This is a genomic window from Paraburkholderia tropica, assembly GCF_900109265.1.
Classification (GTDB): Bacteria; Pseudomonadota; Gammaproteobacteria; order Burkholderiales; family Burkholderiaceae; genus Paraburkholderia; species Paraburkholderia tropica.
Map to the genome: position 1 here is coordinate 28,274 of NZ_FNZM01000031.1, position 19,181 is coordinate 47,454.

Annotated in this window: 16 protein-coding genes; 3 read left to right on the top strand and 13 right to left on the bottom strand. The window is 68.7% G+C overall.

All coding sequences use genetic code 11. The features are described 5' to 3' along the window. Positions 1 to 2 precede the first annotated feature (2 nt). From BMY06_RS35045 to BMY06_RS35065, 5 genes are all read right to left on the bottom strand, one after another. Positions 3 to 2,501: a TonB-dependent siderophore receptor gene (locus BMY06_RS35045; protein ID WP_080180664.1), complete on the bottom strand. Its 2,499-nt coding sequence runs from the start codon at positions 2,499 to 2,501 to the stop codon at positions 3 to 5. A 205-nt stretch (positions 2,502 to 2,706) separates the two neighbouring features. Further along, a complete protein-coding gene (locus BMY06_RS35050; RefSeq protein WP_234774978.1) occupies positions 2,707 to 3,900 on the bottom strand; it encodes a FecR domain-containing protein in 1,194 nt (397 codons plus the stop codon). Continuing rightward, on the bottom strand, positions 3,897 to 4,412 hold the full coding sequence (locus BMY06_RS35055; protein WP_065059889.1) for a sigma-70 family RNA polymerase sigma factor: 516 nt from the start codon (positions 4,410 to 4,412) through the stop codon (positions 3,897 to 3,899). Before BMY06_RS35055 ends, BMY06_RS35050 begins: the two co-directional genes overlap by 4 nt. A 242-nt stretch (positions 4,413 to 4,654) precedes the next feature. Beyond that, the gene (locus tag BMY06_RS35060; RefSeq protein WP_074987479.1) at positions 4,655 to 5,650 is read right to left on the bottom strand and encodes an alpha/beta fold hydrolase; all 996 of its coding nucleotides are present in this window, start codon (positions 5,648 to 5,650) and stop codon (positions 4,655 to 4,657) included. Positions 5,651 to 5,815: 165 nt separating this feature from the next. After that, a complete protein-coding gene (locus BMY06_RS35065) occupies positions 5,816 to 6,847 on the bottom strand; it encodes an alpha/beta hydrolase family protein (protein WP_074987480.1) in 1,032 nt (343 codons plus the stop codon). Between the two features lie 93 nt (positions 6,848 to 6,940). On the opposite strand from BMY06_RS35065, the gene BMY06_RS35070 reads away from it, so the two are divergent. The 3 genes from BMY06_RS35070 (at position 6,941) to BMY06_RS39810 (ending at position 9,338) form a co-directional block, all read left to right on the top strand. Beyond that, complete coding sequence (locus BMY06_RS35070; protein ID WP_074987481.1) at positions 6,941 to 7,849, top strand: LysR substrate-binding domain-containing protein; 909 nt, start codon at positions 6,941 to 6,943, stop codon at positions 7,847 to 7,849. A gap of 110 nt (positions 7,850 to 7,959) precedes the next feature. Next, complete coding sequence (locus tag BMY06_RS35075; RefSeq protein WP_124263365.1) at positions 7,960 to 9,201, top strand: MFS transporter; 1,242 nt, start codon at positions 7,960 to 7,962, stop codon at positions 9,199 to 9,201. Beyond that, complete coding sequence (locus tag BMY06_RS39810; protein ID WP_167371433.1) at positions 9,198 to 9,338, top strand: hypothetical protein; 141 nt, start codon at positions 9,198 to 9,200, stop codon at positions 9,336 to 9,338. The genes BMY06_RS35075 and BMY06_RS39810 overlap by 4 nt, the downstream gene beginning before the upstream one ends. Positions 9,339 to 9,358: 20 nt before the next feature. Here BMY06_RS39810 and BMY06_RS35080 read toward each other — a convergent pair whose 3' ends face one another. The 8 genes from BMY06_RS35080 to BMY06_RS35115 all read right to left on the bottom strand — a co-directional run bounded on the left by BMY06_RS35080 (position 9,359) and on the right by BMY06_RS35115 (position 19,154). After that, positions 9,359 to 10,723 carry a sensor histidine kinase gene (locus BMY06_RS35080; RefSeq protein WP_074987482.1) on the bottom strand — a complete coding sequence of 455 codons (1,365 nt, stop codon included), beginning with the start codon at positions 10,721 to 10,723 and terminating at the stop codon, positions 9,359 to 9,361. Positions 10,724 to 10,757: 34 nt separating this feature from the next. Next, the gene (locus BMY06_RS35085) at positions 10,758 to 11,435 is read right to left on the bottom strand and encodes a response regulator transcription factor (RefSeq protein ID WP_065059885.1); all 678 of its coding nucleotides are present in this window, start codon (positions 11,433 to 11,435) and stop codon (positions 10,758 to 10,760) included. 33 nt (positions 11,436 to 11,468) lie between these two features. Next, on the bottom strand, positions 11,469 to 12,800 hold the full coding sequence (gene tcuC / locus BMY06_RS35090; RefSeq protein ID WP_065059884.1) for an MFS transporter: 1,332 nt from the start codon (positions 12,798 to 12,800) through the stop codon (positions 11,469 to 11,471). A 221-nt stretch (positions 12,801 to 13,021) separates the two neighbouring features. After that, complete coding sequence (locus BMY06_RS35095) at positions 13,022 to 14,089, bottom strand: ABC transporter substrate-binding protein (RefSeq protein WP_074987483.1); 1,068 nt, start codon at positions 14,087 to 14,089, stop codon at positions 13,022 to 13,024. A 212-nt stretch (positions 14,090 to 14,301) separates the two neighbouring features. Next, positions 14,302 to 15,240, bottom strand: coding sequence for a hypothetical protein (locus BMY06_RS35100; RefSeq protein ID WP_074987501.1), 939 nt, complete (start codon positions 15,238 to 15,240; stop codon positions 14,302 to 14,304). Continuing rightward, a complete protein-coding gene (locus tag BMY06_RS35105; protein ID WP_074987500.1) occupies positions 15,237 to 16,043 on the bottom strand; it encodes a MetQ/NlpA family lipoprotein in 807 nt (268 codons plus the stop codon). The genes BMY06_RS35100 and BMY06_RS35105 overlap by 4 nt, the downstream gene beginning before the upstream one ends. Positions 16,044 to 16,069: 26 nt before the next feature. Continuing rightward, positions 16,070 to 17,107 (bottom strand): formylglycine-generating enzyme family protein, encoded by a 1,038-nt coding sequence (locus BMY06_RS35110; RefSeq protein WP_074987484.1) that lies wholly within the window; start codon positions 17,105 to 17,107, stop codon positions 16,070 to 16,072. Between the two features lie 10 nt (positions 17,108 to 17,117). After that, on the bottom strand, positions 17,118 to 19,154 hold the full coding sequence (locus BMY06_RS35115; protein ID WP_080180665.1) for an arylsulfatase: 2,037 nt from the start codon (positions 19,152 to 19,154) through the stop codon (positions 17,118 to 17,120). Positions 19,155 to 19,181 lie beyond the last annotated feature (27 nt).

Sequence of the window (19,181 nt, forward strand, 5' to 3'; positions counted from 1 at the left end):
GCTTACCAGCGGTAGTTCATCCCCGCGAACACCTGGCGGCCGTAGCCATACGCGCACCAGTTGCCGTAGTAGCACGAGGCCACGTAGGTCTTGTTCAACAGGTTTTGCGCGTTGACGTACAGCTCCGCGCCCTTCATGCGCGGGATCGCGTAGCCGAGGTCGTAACGCAGCGAGGCATCGACGAGGAAAAAGCTTCGGACTTCGAAGCTGTTATCGGTGCTATACGTCGCGCCCGTGTAGCGTCCGCCGCCGCCGAGCGACAGACCCGCGAGCGGGCCGCCGTGGATCGTGTAGTACGCCCACAGCGACGCCTGGTTCGACGGAATCGCGGCCAGATGCTTGCCTTGCAGCCCGCTGTTGTCCTTCGTGTAGACCGTGTTCAGATACGTATAGCTCGCCGACACGTCGAGCGACTTCGTCAGGCTCAGCTTCGCCTCGAGTTCCAGACCGCGCGAGCGCGCCTCGCCCGCTTCCGTCTGATAGTTCGGATTGGCGAGGTCGGTGGTCAGCAGGTTCTTGCGCGTGAGATCGAAGATCGCGGCCGTGAACAGCGCGTTATAGCGCTTCGGCTGGAACTTGATCCCCAGTTCGTACTGGTGGCCGCGCTCCGGATCGAAGGCCTTGCCCGTGATGTCGGTGCCCGACTGCGGCGCGAACGACTCCGAATAGCTGAAGTACGGCGCGACGCCGTTGTCGAACAGATACGTGAGGCCGCCGCGCCACGTGAACGCGTGATTGTTCTGCCATTGCGGCGTGCCGTTGTCGGTGACGTCGCGCGTCGTGGTGTTGGCCCAGTCCTGGCGCACGCCGAGCGTCATCAGCACTTTCTTGTAGCGCAACTGGTCTTGCGCGTAGATGCCGTACTGATTGCTCGTGGCGTGCGTCTTCGTGAGCGCGGGCATGTCGATGTCCGCGCCGTAGACCGGATCGAACACGTTGATCGACGGCGCGCTGCCGTAGCCGGTCGCGTAGTTGGTGCCGAAGTGCTGATAGTCGAAGCCCGCGAGCACGGTGTGATCGACGGGGCCGGTCGAGAAGTTGCCTTCCACCTGGTTGTCGATCGCGAACGAGTTGAGCTGTTCATACGAGGCGATCGACGCGCGGTCGAGCGTGTAGCCGTCGGCTTCGAGGCCGCTGCCGTAGACGCTGCGGTAGTCCTGGCTGATGTGGTAGTAGCGCGCGTTCGAGCGCACCTGCCAGGTGTCGTTCAGGCGATGCTCGAATTTCAGGCCGAGCGCTTCCTGGGTGCGGCTGAAGCGTTCGAACGATTCCTCGCCGTCGTAGAAGTTGCGTGCGATGGTGCCGAGCGGATCGTAGATTGCCGTGCCGACCGAAGGCACGCTGCCATACGACGTGCTGGCCGGATCGCGTTGATAGAGCGCGTAGACGGTCAGCGACGTTTTATCGTCCGGACGCCACGTAAACGACGGCGCGACGGCGATGCGCTCGTTGCGCGTGCTTTCCACCTGACCGTCTTCCTGGCGCGCGATGGCCGTGAAGCGATAGAGGTAATGCTGGTCGCCGGCGATCGGCCCGGAGAAGTCGGCCTGCAATTGCTGATGGCGATAGTTGCCGAACTCCACGCCCAGCTCGTGCGTCGACGTGACGGTCGGCAGCTTGCTTTCCTGATTCAGCAGACCGCCCGCCTGCGCCTGGCCGTAGAGCACCGAGGTCGGTCCGCGCAGCACTTCGATGCGGTCCATCAGATACGGATCGACCTGCGGCGTCGAGTACATGCCGTTGCCGATCTGCTTGAGGCCGTTCCAGTACGTGTCGGCGCTGAAGCCGCGCACGTTGAGCATGTCGTAGCGCGTGGCCACGCTGCCGCGCGTTTCGGGCGTGACGCCCGCTTCGTAACGCACCGCCGCGTTGAGCGTCTGCGCGTTCTGCTGATTCATCTGGTCGCGCGTGACGACCGAGATCGATTGCGGCGTCTCGACGATCGGCGTGCCGGTCTTGGTGGCCGTCGAACTCCACTTCGCGACGAGGCCGTCGGTCGGGCCGTAGGCGTTGTCGGTCTGGCCCGCGACCGTCACGGCGGGCAGCGTGCTGGCGTCGTCGGCGGCGGCGGACTGGGCGCTGCGCGGGCGCACGAACCAGACGCCCGGCGTGCTCTGCGCGATTTCCAGATTCGAGCCGGCGAGCAGCGCGCTAAAGCCGCCGTGCACCGTGTAGTTGCCGCGCAGGCCGCGCGTGTTGAGTCCGTCGACGAGATGCGGATCGAGCTGCACGCTCACGCCCGCCTGCACGGCGAAATTGGAGAGCGCGGTGCCGAGCGGTCCGGCGGGAATGTCGTAGGCCTTCGCGGCGTCGGCCGTCGTGCTGGCGGCGGCAGCGCCAGGATCGGCGGCAGGGGTTGCAGCAAACGCGGCGGGCGCGGTAGCGAGGCCGCCCAGCACGAGGCCGAGCGGAATCGCGCGCAAGGCGAGCGTGTGAAGACGGCAGCGGGCGGCGTGGCGCGCAACGGCTTGGGCGGCGCGGCGGGGCCGGCGTTCGGACATGAAAACTCCTGATCGTTCGAATTGAATTGGGTGAGTCGATACGTGCTTGACACGCGAACGCCGGAAAGGGGACACGCGGAACATGCGCGCGACGATTTTTTTTCGATGGCGTGAGGCGCGCGAGCCAGGAGGCAAAAGAAGCGGTGCGAAGACGGCGAAAGAACGACGCGCCGTCAATGCGCGTCGGCAGGTCAGGCGCGGAGAATCAGGTCGTTTCGCGACGCGCGGCGCTGTCGCCCGCGGCGGGCATGGAGGCAGCAGCAGGCGCGGCGGCCACCGTCACCCAGTAGCGCGTGCGCCAGACCACCTGCACGGGCAGCGTCGAGGGCAACGCCGTGAGCAGGCTGTCGGTATCGGCGAGCTGGAAGGCGCCCGAGATCCGCAGGTCCGCCACCGCCGGGTCGCAGCGCAGCAGGCCGCTGCGGTAGCGGCCGATTTCGGCGAGGAAGTCGGCGAGCCGTACGTGGTCCGCGAACAGCACGCCGTGGGTCCAGTCCGCGGCGTGCGGATCGGCGGGCGTGAGGGCGTCGATGGTGCGCGACGTGAAGCGCGTCTGCTCGCCCGCGTTGACCACGCGCACGAGATGCGGCGCGTCGGCGGGCGTGATCTCGACCGCGCCGTGCAGCACGGCGACGTGCGTGCCGTCGCCGTCGCCTGCGGTGGCCGCATCGCCGAGCTGGCGCACGACAAAGCGCGTGCCGAGCGCGCGGATCCGGCCGTCGTCCGTCTGCACGATGAACGGTCGGCCTTGCGCGGGCGTCGTGCCCGTGCGATCGGCGGCATGGTTGGTCGCACCGTCGGGCGCGGTCTCGACGAAGATTTCGCCCGCGTCGAGCCGCACGCGGCGTTCGTGCGCGTCGAAGGCCACGTCGAGCGCGGTGGCCGTGTTCATGTCGACGCGCGAACCGTCGTCGAGCACGAGAGTGCGGCGCTCGCCGGTGGCCGTGCGCGCGTCGGCGGTCCAGACGCGCCACGGCGTCGCGCGCCACGCGAGATACGCGCTCGGACCGGCGGCCAGCAGCACGGTCAGCGCCTTGAGCGCCGAGCGGCGCGCGCCGTTCGCGACGCGCTCGCCACCTTCGCGGCGCTCGGCGCGCGCGAGCGCGGGCATGCCGAGGTTCGCGGGCACGGCGCGGAATTTCGCGTTCAGGCGTTCGGCGCGGCGCCAGGCGCGCGCGTGTTCGGGATCGGCGGCGCGCCAGCGCGAGCAGGCGGCGATGTCCTCGGCCGTCGGGTTGTCGGCGAGCCGCACGAGCCATTGCGCGGCCGCGCGCGCGACGGCGCGTTCGAGCGGACGCGCGTCGTCGTCGAAGGAATCGAACGCGTTGAGGGACTCGGGCTGGGCGTGCGCGGCGCTGTCGCTGCCCGCGTCGGCATGCGTGATGTACGGCGGCTTCACAGCGTCATCAGCAAGCAGGCTTCGAACGCGCTCGCCATATAGCGCTTCACCGTGCGCACGTTGACGTCGAGCTTCTCGGCGATTTCCGCGTAGGTCAGCCCTTCGAGCTGCGCGAGCAGAAACGCCGTGCGTGCGCGCGGCGCGAGGCCGTCGAGCATCGCATCGACTTCGTGCAGCGTTTCGAGGATCAGATAGCGGTCTTCGGGCGAGGGCGCCTGCGGCTCCGGCAGGCAGGCGAGGGCGTCGAGAAAGGCCTGTTCGAGCGACAGCCGCCGGTAGTGATTGAGCAGCACGCGGCGCGCGACCGTGGTGAGGTAGGCGCGCGGCTCGCGCAGTTCGAGCGCGCCAAGCCGCTCGTGCGCGCCGAGAATGCGCAAGAACGTGTCCTGTGCGAGGTCCGCCGCTTCGAAGGCGTTGCCGAGCTTGCGGCGCAGCCAGCCATGCAGCCAGCCGTGATGGTCACGGTAGAGCGCATGCACTTCCCGCTGCACGTCGAGTTGGACGGCGGACATCGAACTTCCCCTTTTCACCCCGCGCGGCAGGCCGGCGCATCAGCCGATGGATCGGCTCAGTCATGTTACTGAATAAGAATTATTTTCATTTATAACCTGACGGGCGGATTTGCGCAACGCATAAACGCCGTCGCGTGGGGCGCACGCGACGGCGGTTTTTTTTCGGGTTTCCCGCGGATTTTTTCTGCTAATGCACGACCCGGCACGACCCGGCCGCGACCCGGCCGCGACCCGCGCGCGCCTTAACCGAACTCGCGCTGCACGGCCTCGCTGCGCAGAAAATCGACCAGCAGGGCGTTGACGTCGGCGGGACGTTCCTGCTGGATCCAGTGGCCCGCCTCGGGCAGCAGCACCTTGCGCGAGAGGCGCGGCACGTTGGTTTCGAGCGCTTCGTAGGCCTTCGCCGTCATGCGGATCACGCCGTCCTGCTCGCCCGCGACGAACAGCGTCGGCTGCTGGATGCGCGCGCCGTCGAGGAAAGGCGTGAGTGCCCAGTTGCGATCGAGATTGCGATACCAGTCGACGGTGCCGCGAAAGCCGCTCTTGCGGAATTGCGCGGCGAACACGTCGAGATCGGCGTCGCTGAGCCAGGGCGGCAGCGTGTCGGGATAGGCGAGGCTGTCGACGAAACGCGCGTTTTTCGGGAACGCCATGAAGCCGATGCGCGCGTGCTCCGGATGACGCCGGCTCTCGCCGCCCGCCGTGTAGTAGACGCCGAGCAGCGCGCGGCGCACGTCCTCTTCGAGTTCGCGCTCGACGCGTCCGGGCGTCTGGAAATACTCCTGGTAGAAGTGATGCTCCTGCGTGTTGCTGGCGAAGTGCACGGCCGGGCGCACGCGCGAGCGCGGCAGATACGGCACGCTGCACAGCGCGAGCGCGCGGAACAGGTCGGGCCGCAGCAGCGCCGCGTGGGCCGCGACGATCGACCCCCAGTCGTGGCCGACGATCGTCGCCTGGCGAACGCCCAGCGCGTTGACGAGCCCGACGAGATCGCCGGTCAGATGGAGGATGTCGTAGGCGGCGGTGTCGAGCGGCGCCTCGGTGTCGCCGTATCCGCGCTGATCGGGGGCGACGACGCGATAACCCGCCGCCGCCAGCGCCTCGATCTGATGCCGCCACGCGTACCAGGACTCGGGCCAGCCGTGACAGAGCAGCACGAGCGGACCTTCGCCGTGCTCGACGTAATGCATGCGGATGCCGTTGGTATACGCGTAACGATGCTGGAAGTCTGCGCTCATGAGGTCCTCGAATGGTCCACGCGCGTCGGGGCGACCGAAGCAGTCTGGCGAAGGCGCGATGGCGTTTTGATGACGCTGCGATTCAATCCGTCGCGGCCGGACGGTTCGTGCACGATAGCAGAATCGGTTGAAAAAAGAACGACCGGTCGAATTTCGCCGATGACGTCAGCGCCACGGGCGCGGGTCGGCGAGGGCGTCGGCGCTTGCGCAGTTTGCTTCGGCCTCGGCTTCGGCTTCACCGTCGAAGCCGCCCGACACGATCGTGCCGGGCGTAGCCGCGCTCAGGCGCCCGTCGCGCAGCCAGTCGCGTGCGATCGGCCAGAGCGTCGCGTCGAAACGCGGGTTGAAAAACGCGAAATGGCCGATGCGCGCCGCGCCGATCTGCGCAGGCGCGAGCCGCAGATGCGTCGCGCGGCTGTGCGTGAAATAGCGCAGCAGGCGTTCGATGGCGGCAATCGTGCCGAACGGATCGTCGGTGACGCTGAGTGCGAGCGTGGGCGCGCGCAGTCCGGCGAAGCGCGCGACCAGCGCGGCGCGTTGCTCCGGCGTGCGGGCGAGGGGCGCGCGCGCGTAGGTATCCTCGAAACGCGCGCGGCTGCGGCTCCACGCGAGCGCGACGCCGCGCGGCGTGTCTTCCATCCAGCCAAGCCGCGCCGCCGGAACATAGCCGCACAGATGCGCGAGCACGGGCATCGCGACGTGCCATTTGAGCCGCATCGCGAGGCGGCTGCGCGGCGCGTAATCGCGCCAGTGGGCGTACTGCGCGCCCATCGTGAAGACGCGGCGCACGTAGCGGTTCGACGGCGCGAGCCCGAGCGCGAAGCCGCCGATGCTGTGCGCGACCACGTCGATCGGCTGGCCCGGAAACGCCACGCGCGCGTAGCGCAGCGCGGCTTCGCAGTCCCGTTCGCCCCAGTCGAGCCAGCTGGCGTCGAGCGCGGCGAGGTCGGGCGGACGCGATTCACCGATACCGCGATAGTCGTAGAGCAGCACGTCGCAGCCGTGCCGGCACAACCAGGCGGCGAAGCGGAAGTAGTAGCGGCAGCGCACCGACGTGGCGGGATTGACGACCACAACGGGACGCGTGCTCGCCTCACTCGATGGACGACCGCGCCAGACATAAGCGCCGAGGCGGTAACCGTCGGCGGCGATCAGCGCGATGCGCTCGGGCGGCGGGTCGTAGTCGTCGATATTCATGGCGTTTCAGGAGCGATTCGGGAACCGACATTGCACTTGACCCCGCCGCGCGCATCAATCAATCTTCTCGCACCGTTCGCATGAGGATCACGCATGCCAGTGCCGCTCGTCAAACTGCCGTCGCTCGACTTCATCCGCGGTTTCGTGGCGGTCGGCCGGCGCATGAGCATCACGCTCGCCGCCGAGGATCTGTGTCTCACGCAGTCGGCGGTGAGCCGCCAGATCAACGCGCTCGAAGACCTGCTGGGCGTGCGTCTCTTTCATCGCGGCTATCGTTCGATCGCGTTCACGCCCGAGGGCGAGCGCCTGTTTCGCACGGCCGAAAGCGCGGTCGCGCAGTTGCAGGACGTGATGGGCGCGCTGATGGCGCCGCGCGCGCGCCAGCCGGTCACGATCACCGCGAGTCTGGGCGTGGCGGGCCTGTGGCTGCTGCCGCGTCTCGGCAGCCTGCAGGCGCGGCATCCGCAGATCGACGTGCGCGTCGCGGCCTCCGACAAAGTGCTCGACCTGCGCGCCGAAGGCATCGACCTTGCCTTGCGCTATGCGGGCGCGAGCGCGGCCTTGCCCGACGCGACGCGGCTCTACGAGGAATACGTGATGCCGGTCGCGCATCCGTCGCTGGGCGTCGCGGCGCTCGACGCGGCCACGCTCGCGCAGCATGCGCTGCTCGAATTCGACGGCCCGCGCCGTCCGTTGCTGCGCTGGACCGATCATCTCGGCGAACTCGGCCTCGACGCGGCGCAGCCGCGCGGCGTGCTGCGCTTCAACACATACGATCAGGTGATCCAGGCCGCGCTGGCGGGACGCGGCATCGCGCTCGGACGCCAGGCGCTGGTCGAGCCGATGCTGGCCGACGGACGGCTCGTCGCCATCGGCGCGGCGTGGCCCACGCGTCCGACCGGCTACGCCTACTGGCTCTGCCGCGCCGACGCAGCGCCGCGCGACGACGTGCGCGCCGTTATCGACTGGATACTCGATGAGGCGCGGCCCGGCGTCGTCTGAACGGCTTTCGCATGCGTTTCATGCATGCGAATCGCGCTAAAAACTGGCTTGAACGCCGCCCCGTTCGCGCGCTTTACTGCGTGAATCAAGCACGCGCGAGGAGAGCGACGGTGTGGGATCGAGACGAAGCATGGCGGCGGCGCTGGCTGCTGGTGGGCGCGGGCGGCATCGTGATGGGCGCGGCGCTGGGCGTGCGCAACGTGCAGGGCCTGTTTCTGCTGCCGGTCACGCTCGCGCGCGGCTGGCCGCGCGAAACCTTCGGCCTCGCGCTGGCCTTGCAGAATCTGCTCTGGGGCGTCGCGCAGCCGTTCACCGGCATGATCGCCGACCGCTACGGCTCGGCGCGCGTGATCTTCGCGGGCGCGCTGCTCTACGCGCTCGGGCTCGTCGTGATGGCGCTGGCGGCGTCGACGGGCGTCTACACCTTCGGCGTGGGCGTGCTGATCGGCGTGGCCTTGTCGGGCACGGCGTTCGGCGCGGTCTATGGCGCGCTGTCGCGGCTTTTTCCCGCCGATCGGCGCGGCTGGGCGCTCGGCGTCGCGGGCACCATCGGCGGGCTCGGGCAGTTCGTGATGGTGCCGTTCGCGCAGACGCTGATCGGCGCGGCGGGCTGGACCACGGCGATCCTCGCGTTCGCCGCCGTGATGCTCGCGAGCGCGCCGCTCGCGGCGTGGTTGCGAGACCGGCCGGCGGGCCACGCCACCGACGCAACGCATGGACAGGACGACACCGAATCCGAAACCGGCATCCGCGCCGCCGTGAAAGAGGCGTTCGCGCATCGCGGCTTCTGGCTACTCAATCTTGGCTTCTTTGCGTGCGGATTCCAGCTCGCGTTCATCGGCGCGCATCTGCCCGCGTATCTGCTCGACAAGGGCATGAACGCGCGCGAGGCGAGCATGGCGCTCGCGATCATCGCGCTGGCGAACACGGCGGGCACGTTTTTATGCGGCTACGCGGGCGGATTGCTGCGGCGCAAATGGCTGCTCTCGGGCATTTACTTCGTGCGCGCGGCGGCGATGGCGCTGTTCGCGACGCTGCCGCTCACGACCGCGAGCCTCTACGTCTTCGCGGCGGTGATGGGGCTCACGTGGCTCGGCACCGTGCCGCTGACGAACGGCATCGTCTCGCAGGTGTTCGGCGTGCGCTATATCGCGACCTTGTTCGGCTTCGTGTTCTTCGGCCACCAGCTCGGCAGTTTCTTCGGCGTGTGGCTGGGCGGCGTGGTGTTCGACGCGATGCATTCGTATGCGCCGCTCTGGTACGGATCGGTGGCGCTGGGCGTGATATCCGGCTTGCTGCATATGCCGATCGACGATCGGCGCGTGGCGAGGCTGGCGGCGCAGCCCGTATGAGCGAGCGTGTGAAGCGGCACGTTTCGGGCGTCTGCGCGCTTGCGCTCGTGAGCGTGCTCGTGGCGTATGCGTTCGTCGGTTATCTGACGCCTGCGGCGCTTTTGAGCCTGCTGTCGGGGCTCGCTTTCTGCGGCTGATCCAGCCGCAGCGCGTCCTCTCACCCCATCGGAAACTGCACCACCGCCGCCGTCCCGCGTCCTTCCACGCCGCGCTCCAGCCGGATCTCCGCGCGATGCGCGCGCGCGATTTCACGCACGATGGCAAGACCGAGCCCGCTGCCCGGCTGCGTCGACGCGCGGAAGAACGGCTCGAACACCTTGTCGCGCAACGCGTCGGGAATGCCCGCGCCTTCGTCGGCGACCGACAGCGTCACCGACGCCGACGCGCCCACCAGCGTCACCGCCACCGTGCCGCCTTCGGGCGAATAGCGGATGGCGTTATCGACGAGATTGAACACGAGCACCGTGAGCAACTGCTCGTTGCCCATCACCACGGCCTGCTCGGCGAGCGTGGCGACGAGTTCGACGCGCCGCCGCTGCGCGAGCAGCGCGAGCTGTTCGATCACGCCCGTGGCCACCGCGCGCATGTCCACGCGCACGCCCTCGAACTGGGTGTAATCGGCCGCTTCGGCCTGCGCGAGCGTGAGCAACTGGTTCGTCAGACCGACCAGCGAGCGATTGCTCTGATGCATCGCCGTGAGCGTTTCGTGCAGGCGCTCGGGGTCCTGCTGGCGGCGCGCGTACTGCAACTGCGTGCCGAGCAGCGTGAGCGGCGTGCGCAACTGATGCGCGGCATCGGCGATAAAGCGTCGCTGCATGGCCGTCTTGCGCTCGATGATGTCGAGACATTCGTTGAACGCGCTCACGATCGGGCGCAGTTCGGTGCGCAGCGGCTCGGTGTCGATGCGCACCGACGACGTGCGCACGCGCTCGGGCAGCCCGCGCGCGAGCCGCGTGAGCGGACGCAGTTCGAGCGTGAGCGCGACGCTCACGAGCACGATCGCCGCCGCGACGATAGCCGCGAAATAGAACATCTGCGGACGCCAGAGCGCGAGCGCCAGCGCGTCGCGTTCGTTGAGCGTGCGGCCCGCCGAAATCACCACGCGGCGCGTCACGCCCGCGTCGTACATCGGCCGGATCAGCGAGACCGCGCGGATCGGCACGCCGTCCACTTTCGCGTCGTACCACTGCGGCGAGACATCGGGCACGCGCTGCGGAAAATCGGACGTGCCCGCGATGATCGGCCCGCCGATTTCCTGCACGCGGAAGAACACCTGATCGCGGCTCGCGGTGCGCAGGATTTCGATCGCGCTCGGCGAAATCGGCGCGGACAGCGTGTTGCCTTCCCAGCCGATGTCGCCCGCCATCACGCGCGCCGCCGAGAGCAGCGCGTCGTCCTGCAGGAGATTCGCGGTGCGCCACGCGTTGCCGTGCGTGATCACGCCCGCCGCCGCGATGAACACCGTCATCGGCAGCACGAGCCAGAGCAGCAGGCGAACGCGCAGGCTATTGGTGGGTTTCATCCGCGGAGGGCATCGTGCGCGTGCATCGTGCGCGTTATTCGTCGGCTTCGGCGTCTTCGAGCAGATAGCCGAGGCCGCGCAGCGTGATGATGGTGGCGCTGCTTTTTTCGAGTTTCTTGCGCAGACGCGACACGTAGATTTCGATCGCGTCCTCGCTGGTGGGCGCGTCGGCGTCGCTGACCGATTCGGCGAGCGTGGCCTTGGAGACGGTCTTCTTCGCGCGCAGGATCAGCGTTTCGAGCACCGCGTGTTCGCGCGGCGTGAGCGTGAGCGCGTCTTCATCCACGTAGAAGCGGCGGCTGTCCATGTCGTAGAGCAGGTCGCCGCAGCGGATGCGGTTCGAGCGCGAGGGCGCCTGGCGGCGCGCCAGCACCTTGACGCGCGCCACCAGCTCGCGCGCGTCGAAGGGTTTGACGATGTAGTCGTCGGCGCCGGCGCCCAGACAGACGACTTTTTCGTCGATAGCGCCGGTGGCCGTGAGGATCAGCACGGGCGTGGCGTCGCCGCGCGAGCGCATGCGGCGCAGCAGCGCCTTGCCCGACATGCGCGGCAGATTCAGATCGAGCAGCACCACGTCGTACGACGACGCGCGCAGCGCGTCCTCGGCCGCCTCGCCGTCGCCGACGTGGTCGAGCATGAAACCGTCATCGGTCAGCGTGCGCGTGAGCCAATGCGCGAGTTGTTCGTTGTCTTCGACGAGCAAAAGTCTCATGCCCAGGCGGTCCTTCGGTCCTTCCGTTGCGGGTTACGCGGTCTTGTACTGTTCGCGCGTGGCCTTCGAACGATACAGGAACAGCGTGGCGACGAGGCCGCACACCGCGGCGACGCTCATCCATGCGCCCGGCGCGGCCTTGTCGCCGGTGAGGTGGATCAGCCACGTGGAGATCGCCGGCGTGAAGCCGCCGATGAGCGTGGCGAGGCTGTACGCCATCGAGAAGCCCGTGGTGCGCACGTGCGCGGGCATCAGTTCGGTCAGCGCGACGACCATCGCACCGTTGTACCACGCGTAGAGCGTCGAGAGCCACAGTTCGACCGCGAGCAGCGCGCCGAACGAGGGCGCGGCAACGAGCCACTGCATCGCCGGATAGCAGGTGAGGATGGCGAGCGCCGTGCAGGCGATCAGCACCGGCGCGCGGCCGACGCGGTCCGAGACGGCGCCCGCGATCGGCAGCCAGATGAAGTTCGACACGCCCACGCAGACCGTGACGAGCAGCGCGTCGAGCGACGAGAGATTCAGCTCGACCTTGCCGAAGGTCGGCGTGTAGGCGGTGATCAGGTAGAACGAGGTCGTCGTCATGATGACGAGACCCATGCCCGCGAGCACGATGCCGTAGTTGCTCGCGATGGCGCGCGCGATCTCGCCGATGCCCGGATGATGGCGGCGCGCTTCGAATTCTTCGGTTTCGCGCAGCGTGCGGCGGATGTAGAACAGGAACGGCACGATCATGCAGCCGACCACGAACGGCACGCGCCAGCCCCAGCTATGCATTTCCGGCGCGGGCACGAGTGCGTGCAGCGCCACGCCGAGCGCGGCGGCGAACACCACGGCGACCTGCTGGCTGCCCGACTGCCACGAGCAATAGAAGCCGCGGTTGCCCTTGGTGGCGATTTCGGCGAGATAGACCGACACGCCGCCGAGTTCCGCGCCCGCCGAGAAGCCTTGTAGCAGACGGCCCATCAGCACGATGGCCGGCGCGGCGATGCCGATGGTGGCGTAGCCCGGCACCACGGCGACGCACAGCGTGCCGACGGCCATCAGCGACAGCGAAAGGATCAGGCCCTTGCGGCGGCCGTGACGGTCCATGTACGCGCCGAGCACGATCGCGCCGAGCGGACGCATCAGGAAGCCCGCGCCGAACACGGACAGCGCGAGCATCAGCGAGGCGAATTCGCTGTCGGCCGGGAAGAACGTCGACGCGATCGCGGCTGCGTAATAGCCGTAGACCATGAAGTCGTACATTTCCAGGAAGTTGCCGCTGACCGCGCGGAACACGGTGCGGGCTTTCGATTCGGGCGCGAGGGCGGCCGTGCCGGAGGTCGGGCGGGCCGGAGCGGCGCTGCTGCTGGCTGGTGTCATGTCGAATACCTTTGGTTGAAGGACGCGTCCGTGGGCGGCGCGGCATGCGTCGTGGCTGCCTCGCCGGTGCGGGATGCGTCCCGGTGTTGCCCGGTGTGTCGGCCCGTCTTGCGGGCCGGTTGCGTTGATCTGCCGTGTTCGGTCGGTGGGGGCGGCGGGTGGGTCCCGTCTGCCGGGGTGGTCTTTTTTATGTGCGTTTTAGCGTGATTCTTTTGCTGTCTCTACTGCGTGGTTTGCTGCGTCGGCGTCGGCGTCGGCGTCGGTGCGCTCTGCACGCCAGGCTGCACGCCGGTCACGAATTCGTCGGTCCACGTCTGCGACAGGTCGACGTGCTTCGCGCTCACGCGCGAACCGGCCGTCATCAGCACGTTCAGCACGGTTTGCGGCGCGCCGGGCGGCATCGTGCCGTCGGGCGAGAACGCGGGCTGCGCGTCGGCGAGCGCGCGCGTGTAGGCCGCGCGGTCGCTGCCGGTCACGCCGGGCGGCAGCAGCGCGACGATGTCGGCGGCCGGATGCGAGCCGATGTAGCGCAGCGCGCGCACCAGCGCCTGCACCATCTGTTGTGTTTCGCGGCGATGCTCGCGCACCCAGCTGCGGCGCAGATAGAGGCACGCGCCCGCATACGGGCCGCCGAGCCAGTGCTGCGTGCCCTCGACGCTGCGCATGTCGGCCAGCACGCGCGCCGCGCCGCTCGTCAGCAGACGCGTGGCCGTGGGTTCCTCGACCATGCCCGCGTCGATGCTGCCGTGCTCGATGGCGTCGGCGAAGCGCGTGTCGGTCGCGAGCGGCACGACGGTGTAGTCGCCCGGCGCCACGCCCGCGCGGGTGGCGAGATAGCGCGTGATCACCCAGGTGGACGAACCGAAGCCGGTCACGCCGAAGCGCTTGCCGCGCGCGTCGGCCATCGACTGCATCGCGCGGCCGGCGGCGGAGCGCGTGGACGCCAGTTCCGCGAGGCCCGCCGCGCGCTGGAACACCACGACCGAGAGCACATCCTCGCCGCGGCTTTGCAGATCGATGGTGTGATCGTAGAAACCGACGGCGCCTTCGATGGCGCCCGCGATCAGTTCGGTAGAGGTGTCGATGCCCGCGGGCAGCGAGACGACCTGGACGTCGATCCCGGCGTCGCGGAAATAACCGAGCTGCGCGGCCAGCACGGCCGGCAGATAGACGATCTTCGACATGCCGCCCATCATCAGCCGGATCGGCTCCGCGCGCGCTTGCGCGGCGGCGCCCAGCGCGATGCAGAGCATCAGCGCGCGGCCGAGTTGCTGGGCGCGGAAAAGCATGCGGGGGTGTCTCCTCGTGGCGGTACTGTGATCGAATGGGTGCAAGTATAAAAAAGCAAGCCCTTCTGATTGCTTTCCGGCGCCGACGGATTTTCTCGGTATTTACCCTTTCGACGAGTGACTCGGAGGGCGGCTCGACGGACAACCCGGCGGCGCGATTTGGGGTGGGATCGGCGGGGGCAGTGTGCGCGAGTGTGCGCGATGTGGCGCGATCAGCGCAGACCGAGCCAGCGTTCGGCGTCGTGCGCGAAGGGGGCGGACGGTTGCACGAAGGCGTTCGCGAGTTCATCGCGTGCGCGCGAGAGAACCAGCGCGAAGCCGCGCAATTCCTGCGTGATGGCGCGTTCGTCGAGGCGGCGGCGCGCGAGCGCGGCGGCGACCGTGGTGTCGATCAGCGCGCGCTGGCGGTCGATCACGTCGATGGCGGCGGCGCGGCACGCCGCGGAAATCCGCGCGACGGCGAGCAGCGCGGGAACGGGCGCAATCGTGAGCCGCGCGCCCGGACGCAGCGCGTTGAGCGAGGCGCGCGCCGACGCCGTCCCGACGAGCGATGCCGCTACCGCATCGCGCCAGAGCGCGCGTTCGAACACCAGCGCGTCGCGCTCGCGCGCGAGCGCCTGTGTGTCGATCACGCGGCCCGCTTCGATCAGCGGCGTCGCGCCCGCTTCGAGCCCGTCGCGGATGCAGTCCGCGCCGCGCCAATGCGGCGCCTGCGTGCTCGCGCGCCGCGCGGCGAGCACGAGCGGCTGCCAGCGGTCCGGCACGAGCGGATCGAGCGGCACGGCGGCGCAGCGCGCGGGTTTGCCCGCGTCGTGCAGCGTGCAGCCGCCATCGGCCGCGAGCGCCGGACAGCGCGCCGTCGACGGATAGTCGTAGCCTTGCAGCGTCACCGCGAGCCAGCCGCCGTCGGGCGCGCGATGAAACAGCGCGTTGGCGAGCGCGTCGTGGTCCGCGACGTCGTCATCGTCGAGAAGTCGTGCGTCGGTTTCAGCGTGCAGACGCTCGCCCGCGCGACGGCGCGGCACGCGCTCGATCGCAATGCTGCCGACGAACACCGCGCGCTGCGCGAACCACTCGCGCAGCGAGAGCGCGGGCGGGCTGTTGCAGCATTGGCCGCAGGCGGTGCAGGCGAGCGAGCCGGTGTCGATCACCACGGCCGCCGCACCGAATCCGCGTAGCGTGTGAGCAGGAAATGCGCGATGTCGTCGGAGTGATACGCGGCGATCAGCGTGCGCACCCACGGTTGCGCGCGGTCGGACTCGCGGACCGTCAGCACGTCGGCGTAGGGCGAGCGCGCGTCTTCGTAGCTCACGCTGTCGCGCGCCGGTTGCAGGCCCGCGCGCGCCGCGTCCTCGTTCGGCATCGCGACGAGATCGGCGTGATCGAGCGCCGTGTACAACTGCGCGCGCGGCACCGCGACGAGCTTCAGCTTGAGCCGGTTGCCGGTGATATCGCGCGTGCTCGCGTGCAGGCCCGCGCTGTCGCGGAACGTCACGAGCGTGTCGTTCTGCAGCAGCACGAGCGCGCGCGCGGCGCCGCGCGCGTCGGCGGGAATCGCCACGGTCGCACCGGGCCGCAACTGGCTCAGATTGCGCAGACGCCGCGAGTAAAGCGCCATCGGCAAGGTGACGGTCGGCGCGACGCTCGCGAGCGCGTAACCGTGCGCCGCGCGCGTCGCATCGAGGCTCGATGCGTCCTCGAAGCTGGCGGCGTCGATGCGGTGCGCGGCGAGCGCCGTGTCGATGCGCGCGGGGTCGTCGAACACGACGACGTCGAGCGGCAGACCGCGCGCGGCGGCCACGCGCTTGACCTCGTCCATGATCTGCGCGCGCGTGCCGGGCGTGACGCCCACGCGGATTGCGGCGGACGCGGGCGATGACGTTGGTTGCGTCGCTTGCGCCGGTTCCGCCGCGTGCGCGAGCGCGCCTGCCACGCACAGCACCACCGCCGGCATCATCGTCGATACCCCCATCGCGCGCCTCATGCCGGATCCCTCAGCACGGTGCGAAAGCCGATATGCGATGCCGCGAGATCCGCTTCCTGCTGCTCGCGCGACGACGCGCGATAGCGCACGCAGTAATCGCGCGAGCACAGATATGAGCCGCCCTTGATGACCATCGCCGTGTCGTGGCGGCGGCCGGCGGGCGCGACCGCGAAGGTGTCGCCGTTGGTGTGCGACTGATGCGGGCCGCTGTAGGCGTCCCGGGTCCACTCCCACGCGTTGCCGATCATGTCGTAAAGGCGGAAATCGTTGGCCGCGTAGCAGCCCACGGGCGCGAGGCCCGCGTGGCCGTCCTCGGCCGTGTTCAGCACCGGGAACACGCCCTGCCAGTAGTTCGCGGCGGGCTTGCCGTTTGCGTCGGCGGGCGCGGCGTCGAGACTCGCGTCCTGATGGCCCGCCTTGCCCGCGTATTCCCATTCGGCTTCGGTCGGCAGATCGCGGCCGAGCCAGTGCGCGTAGGCGAGCGCGTCGTGCAGCGTGACGAGCGTGACGGGCAGGTTGCCCTTGCCGTCGACATTGCTGCCCGGCCCTTGCGGATGCCGCCACGTCGCGCCGTTCACCCACGACCACCACGCCAGATCGCGCGCGTTCATCTCCTCGCGCGTGGGCACGTGAAAGACCGCCGCGCCGCCCTGTTTTTCGGCTTCCGTGACGTAACCCGTGGCCGCGACGAAGGCCGCGAACTGCGCGATCGTGACGTCGTGCTGATCGATCCAGAAGCCGCTCACGCGCGCGTTGCCGTCGCCGGCCGGACGCTCGTCGGGATAGCCGCGCGTGCTGCCGAACACGAACGCGCCGCCGTGCAGATGCACCATGCCCGCCTTCGGATCGTCGCGCCAGCGCGCGGGCAGGCCGCCGTAGCGCTCGCACTGACGTTCGCTGCCGAGCGCCGCGAGCGGTCGCCCGGTGTTGAGCGCATCGAAGCCGCCCGCGCTTGCCTGGGACGCATACGACCAGGCGAACGCCGCCGCGAAGATCGCGGCGCCGCCCGCCGCGCCGGTGAGCCAGAAACGCATCGCCGCTTCCTCAGTAATAGCCGTGCGGCTGAAGCGGTTCGACGCCGCCCACGTTCGTCATGTAGTCGTTCCATTGCTGGATCAACTGCTGGATGACGGTGGGATTCTGCGTGGATACGTCGTTGACTTCGCCGCGGTCGCTGGCGAGATCGTAGAGTTGCCAGTGGCCGTCCACGGGGCCGAGCGGCGGCTCGGTCCAGAGCGCTTTCCAGCGGCCGTCGGCGCTGCGCAGATAGGCGCGGCCATAGGCTTCGTCGCCGAATGCGGCCGTGTGCACTTCGCCCGTGCTCGTGCCGTCGAGCAGCGGCAGCAGCGACTTGCCCGTGACCGGATAGACATAGCGGTTGTTATAGACCACCTTGCCCTTGTTCTGGTCGACGCCCGTGAGCGCGCTCACGAGTGCGGGCGCGGGCGTGCTCGGCGGCGTGACGCCGGCGACGTCGAGGAAGGTCGCGGTGTCGTCGGTGACGTGCGTGAAGACGCGCAGCGTCGCCGCCTGCGTGGTCTGTCCCGGCAGATGCGCGATGGTCGGCACGGACACGCCGCCTTCCGCCGAATAGCCCTTGGTGTAGCGGAACGGCGCGGCGCTGACTTCGGCCCAGCGCAGGCCGTATTGCAGACGCTGCGCGCTCTGCTTGCCGTTGTCGGTGCCGAGCGCGGAGTAGGTGGGCTCCTGCGCGTTGGCCGTGTCGGTGGCGGTGGGGTCCGCGCCCGAGTCGATCGGCCAGCCTTCGGCGCCGTTATCGGACTGGAACATGATGAAGGTGTTGTCGTACTCGCCGATATCCTTCAGATGCTGAATCAGGAGTCCGATGTTGTAGTCGAGATTCTCGACCATGCCTGCGTAGATCTCCATGTAGCGCGCCTGCGACTTGCGCTCGTCGGCGGACAGGCTCGACCACGCCTTGTCGACGTTGCCCTGACCGTAATCGACGTAACCTGCGGACGCCGGATGCACCGCGCTGATGTACTTCGCACTCGCCGTGCCGTTGTTGGCCGTGGCGGCCGAGCGCGTGAGCGTTTCGGGCAGGCCCGGATTGGGCTGGAAGTCGGCGGGAATCAGGCCGAGCGCTTTCTGCCGCGCGATGCGCGCGTTGCGGATGGCGTCGTAGCCCGCGTCGTACACGCCCGCATATTTGTGCAGCCACGGGTCCGGCACCTGCAGCGGCCAGTGCGGCGACGTGAAGGCGGCGTAGGCAAAGAAGGGCTTGCCGTCGCCCTTGTGCGAGTCGATGTAGGAGATCAGCTTCTGCGTATAGAAGTTGGTCGAATAGAACACGGCCGGATTGCCGCCCGTGCCGCCGGGCTGGCCCGGTTGCCCCGGCTGCACGTACACGCCGTCTTCCGTGTAGTTCTGCGAGCCCGCGAGTTCGTGCGCGAAGTGATTCGTGGCCGCGCCGCCGAGCAGCGCGTAGCTGTGTTCGAAGCCCCATTGATCGGGCGTCTGGCCGCTGCCCGAGGCGCTGCCGACGATGCCCGAGCCGAGGTGCCACTTGCCCGCCATGTAGGTGTGATAGCCCGCGTCCTTGAGCAGTTGCGCGACCGACAGCGCGCGATCGTTCAGATAGCCTTCGTAGCCGGGCAGACCCTTGCGCTCGTCGGTGGGCACGCCCATCGTGCCTTCGCCGACGAGGTGATGATCGGTGCCTGAAATCAGCATCGAACGCGTGATCGCGCAGACCGTGCCCGCGTGATGGTTCGTGAGAATGCGCCCCGAGGCGACCAGCGCGTCGAGGTTGGGCGTGCTGATTTCGCCGCCGAACGCGTGGATGTCCGAGTAGCCGAGGTCGTCGGCCATGATGTAGAGAATATTGGGCTGTTTGTGCGACGACGCCGACGCGCTCGCCTGCGTCGTGACCGTATCCGAGCCGCCGCATGCGCCGAGTGCGAGCGCGCCCGCGATGGAGGCCGCGGCGACGCGCAGACGCAGCGAGGCGTTCGTTGCCGCTGCGTGTGCTGATCGAATGGTGACGGTATCGGAGGATTGCGTGGCGCGTGCGCGACGTGACGCACGCGCGGATGCGCGAAGGGCGGCCGGGTATCTCATCGTTGTTGTAGTACTTTTTGTAAGTTG

What these genes read in the sequence shown, in the direction of transcription:
- BMY06_RS35055 (WP_065059889.1), bottom strand. Translation starts at nt 4,412, where the DNA reads ATGTCCGCCGTCCAACTCGACGTGCAGCGGGAAGTGCATGCGCTCTAC.
- BMY06_RS35095 (WP_074987483.1), bottom strand. Translation starts at nt 14,089, where the DNA reads ATGCTTTTCCGCGCCCAGCAACTCGGCCGCGCGCTGATGCTCTGCATC.
- BMY06_RS35110 (WP_074987484.1), bottom strand. Translation starts at nt 17,107, where the DNA reads ATGCGTTTCTGGCTCACCGGCGCGGCGGGCGGCGCCGCGATCTTCGCG.
- tcuC (WP_065059884.1), bottom strand. Translation starts at nt 12,800, where the DNA reads ATGACACCAGCCAGCAGCAGCGCCGCTCCGGCCCGCCCGACCTCCGGC.
- BMY06_RS35105 (WP_074987500.1), bottom strand. Translation starts at nt 16,043, where the DNA reads ATGCCGGCGGTGGTGCTGTGCGTGGCAGGCGCGCTCGCGCACGCGGCG.
- BMY06_RS39810 (WP_167371433.1), top strand. Translation starts at nt 9,198, where the DNA reads ATGAGCGAGCGTGTGAAGCGGCACGTTTCGGGCGTCTGCGCGCTTGCG.
- BMY06_RS35065 (WP_074987480.1), bottom strand. Translation starts at nt 6,847, where the DNA reads ATGAATATCGACGACTACGACCCGCCGCCCGAGCGCATCGCGCTGATC.
- BMY06_RS35115 (WP_080180665.1), bottom strand. Translation starts at nt 19,154, where the DNA reads ATGAGATACCCGGCCGCCCTTCGCGCATCCGCGCGTGCGTCACGTCGC.
- BMY06_RS35045 (WP_080180664.1), bottom strand. Translation starts at nt 2,501, where the DNA reads ATGTCCGAACGCCGGCCCCGCCGCGCCGCCCAAGCCGTTGCGCGCCAC.
- BMY06_RS35060 (WP_074987479.1), bottom strand. Translation starts at nt 5,650, where the DNA reads ATGAGCGCAGACTTCCAGCATCGTTACGCGTATACCAACGGCATCCGC.
- BMY06_RS35080 (WP_074987482.1), bottom strand. Translation starts at nt 10,723, where the DNA reads ATGAAACCCACCAATAGCCTGCGCGTTCGCCTGCTGCTCTGGCTCGTG.
- BMY06_RS35085 (WP_065059885.1), bottom strand. Translation starts at nt 11,435, where the DNA reads ATGAGACTTTTGCTCGTCGAAGACAACGAACAACTCGCGCATTGGCTC.
- BMY06_RS35070 (WP_074987481.1), top strand. Translation starts at nt 6,941, where the DNA reads ATGCCAGTGCCGCTCGTCAAACTGCCGTCGCTCGACTTCATCCGCGGT.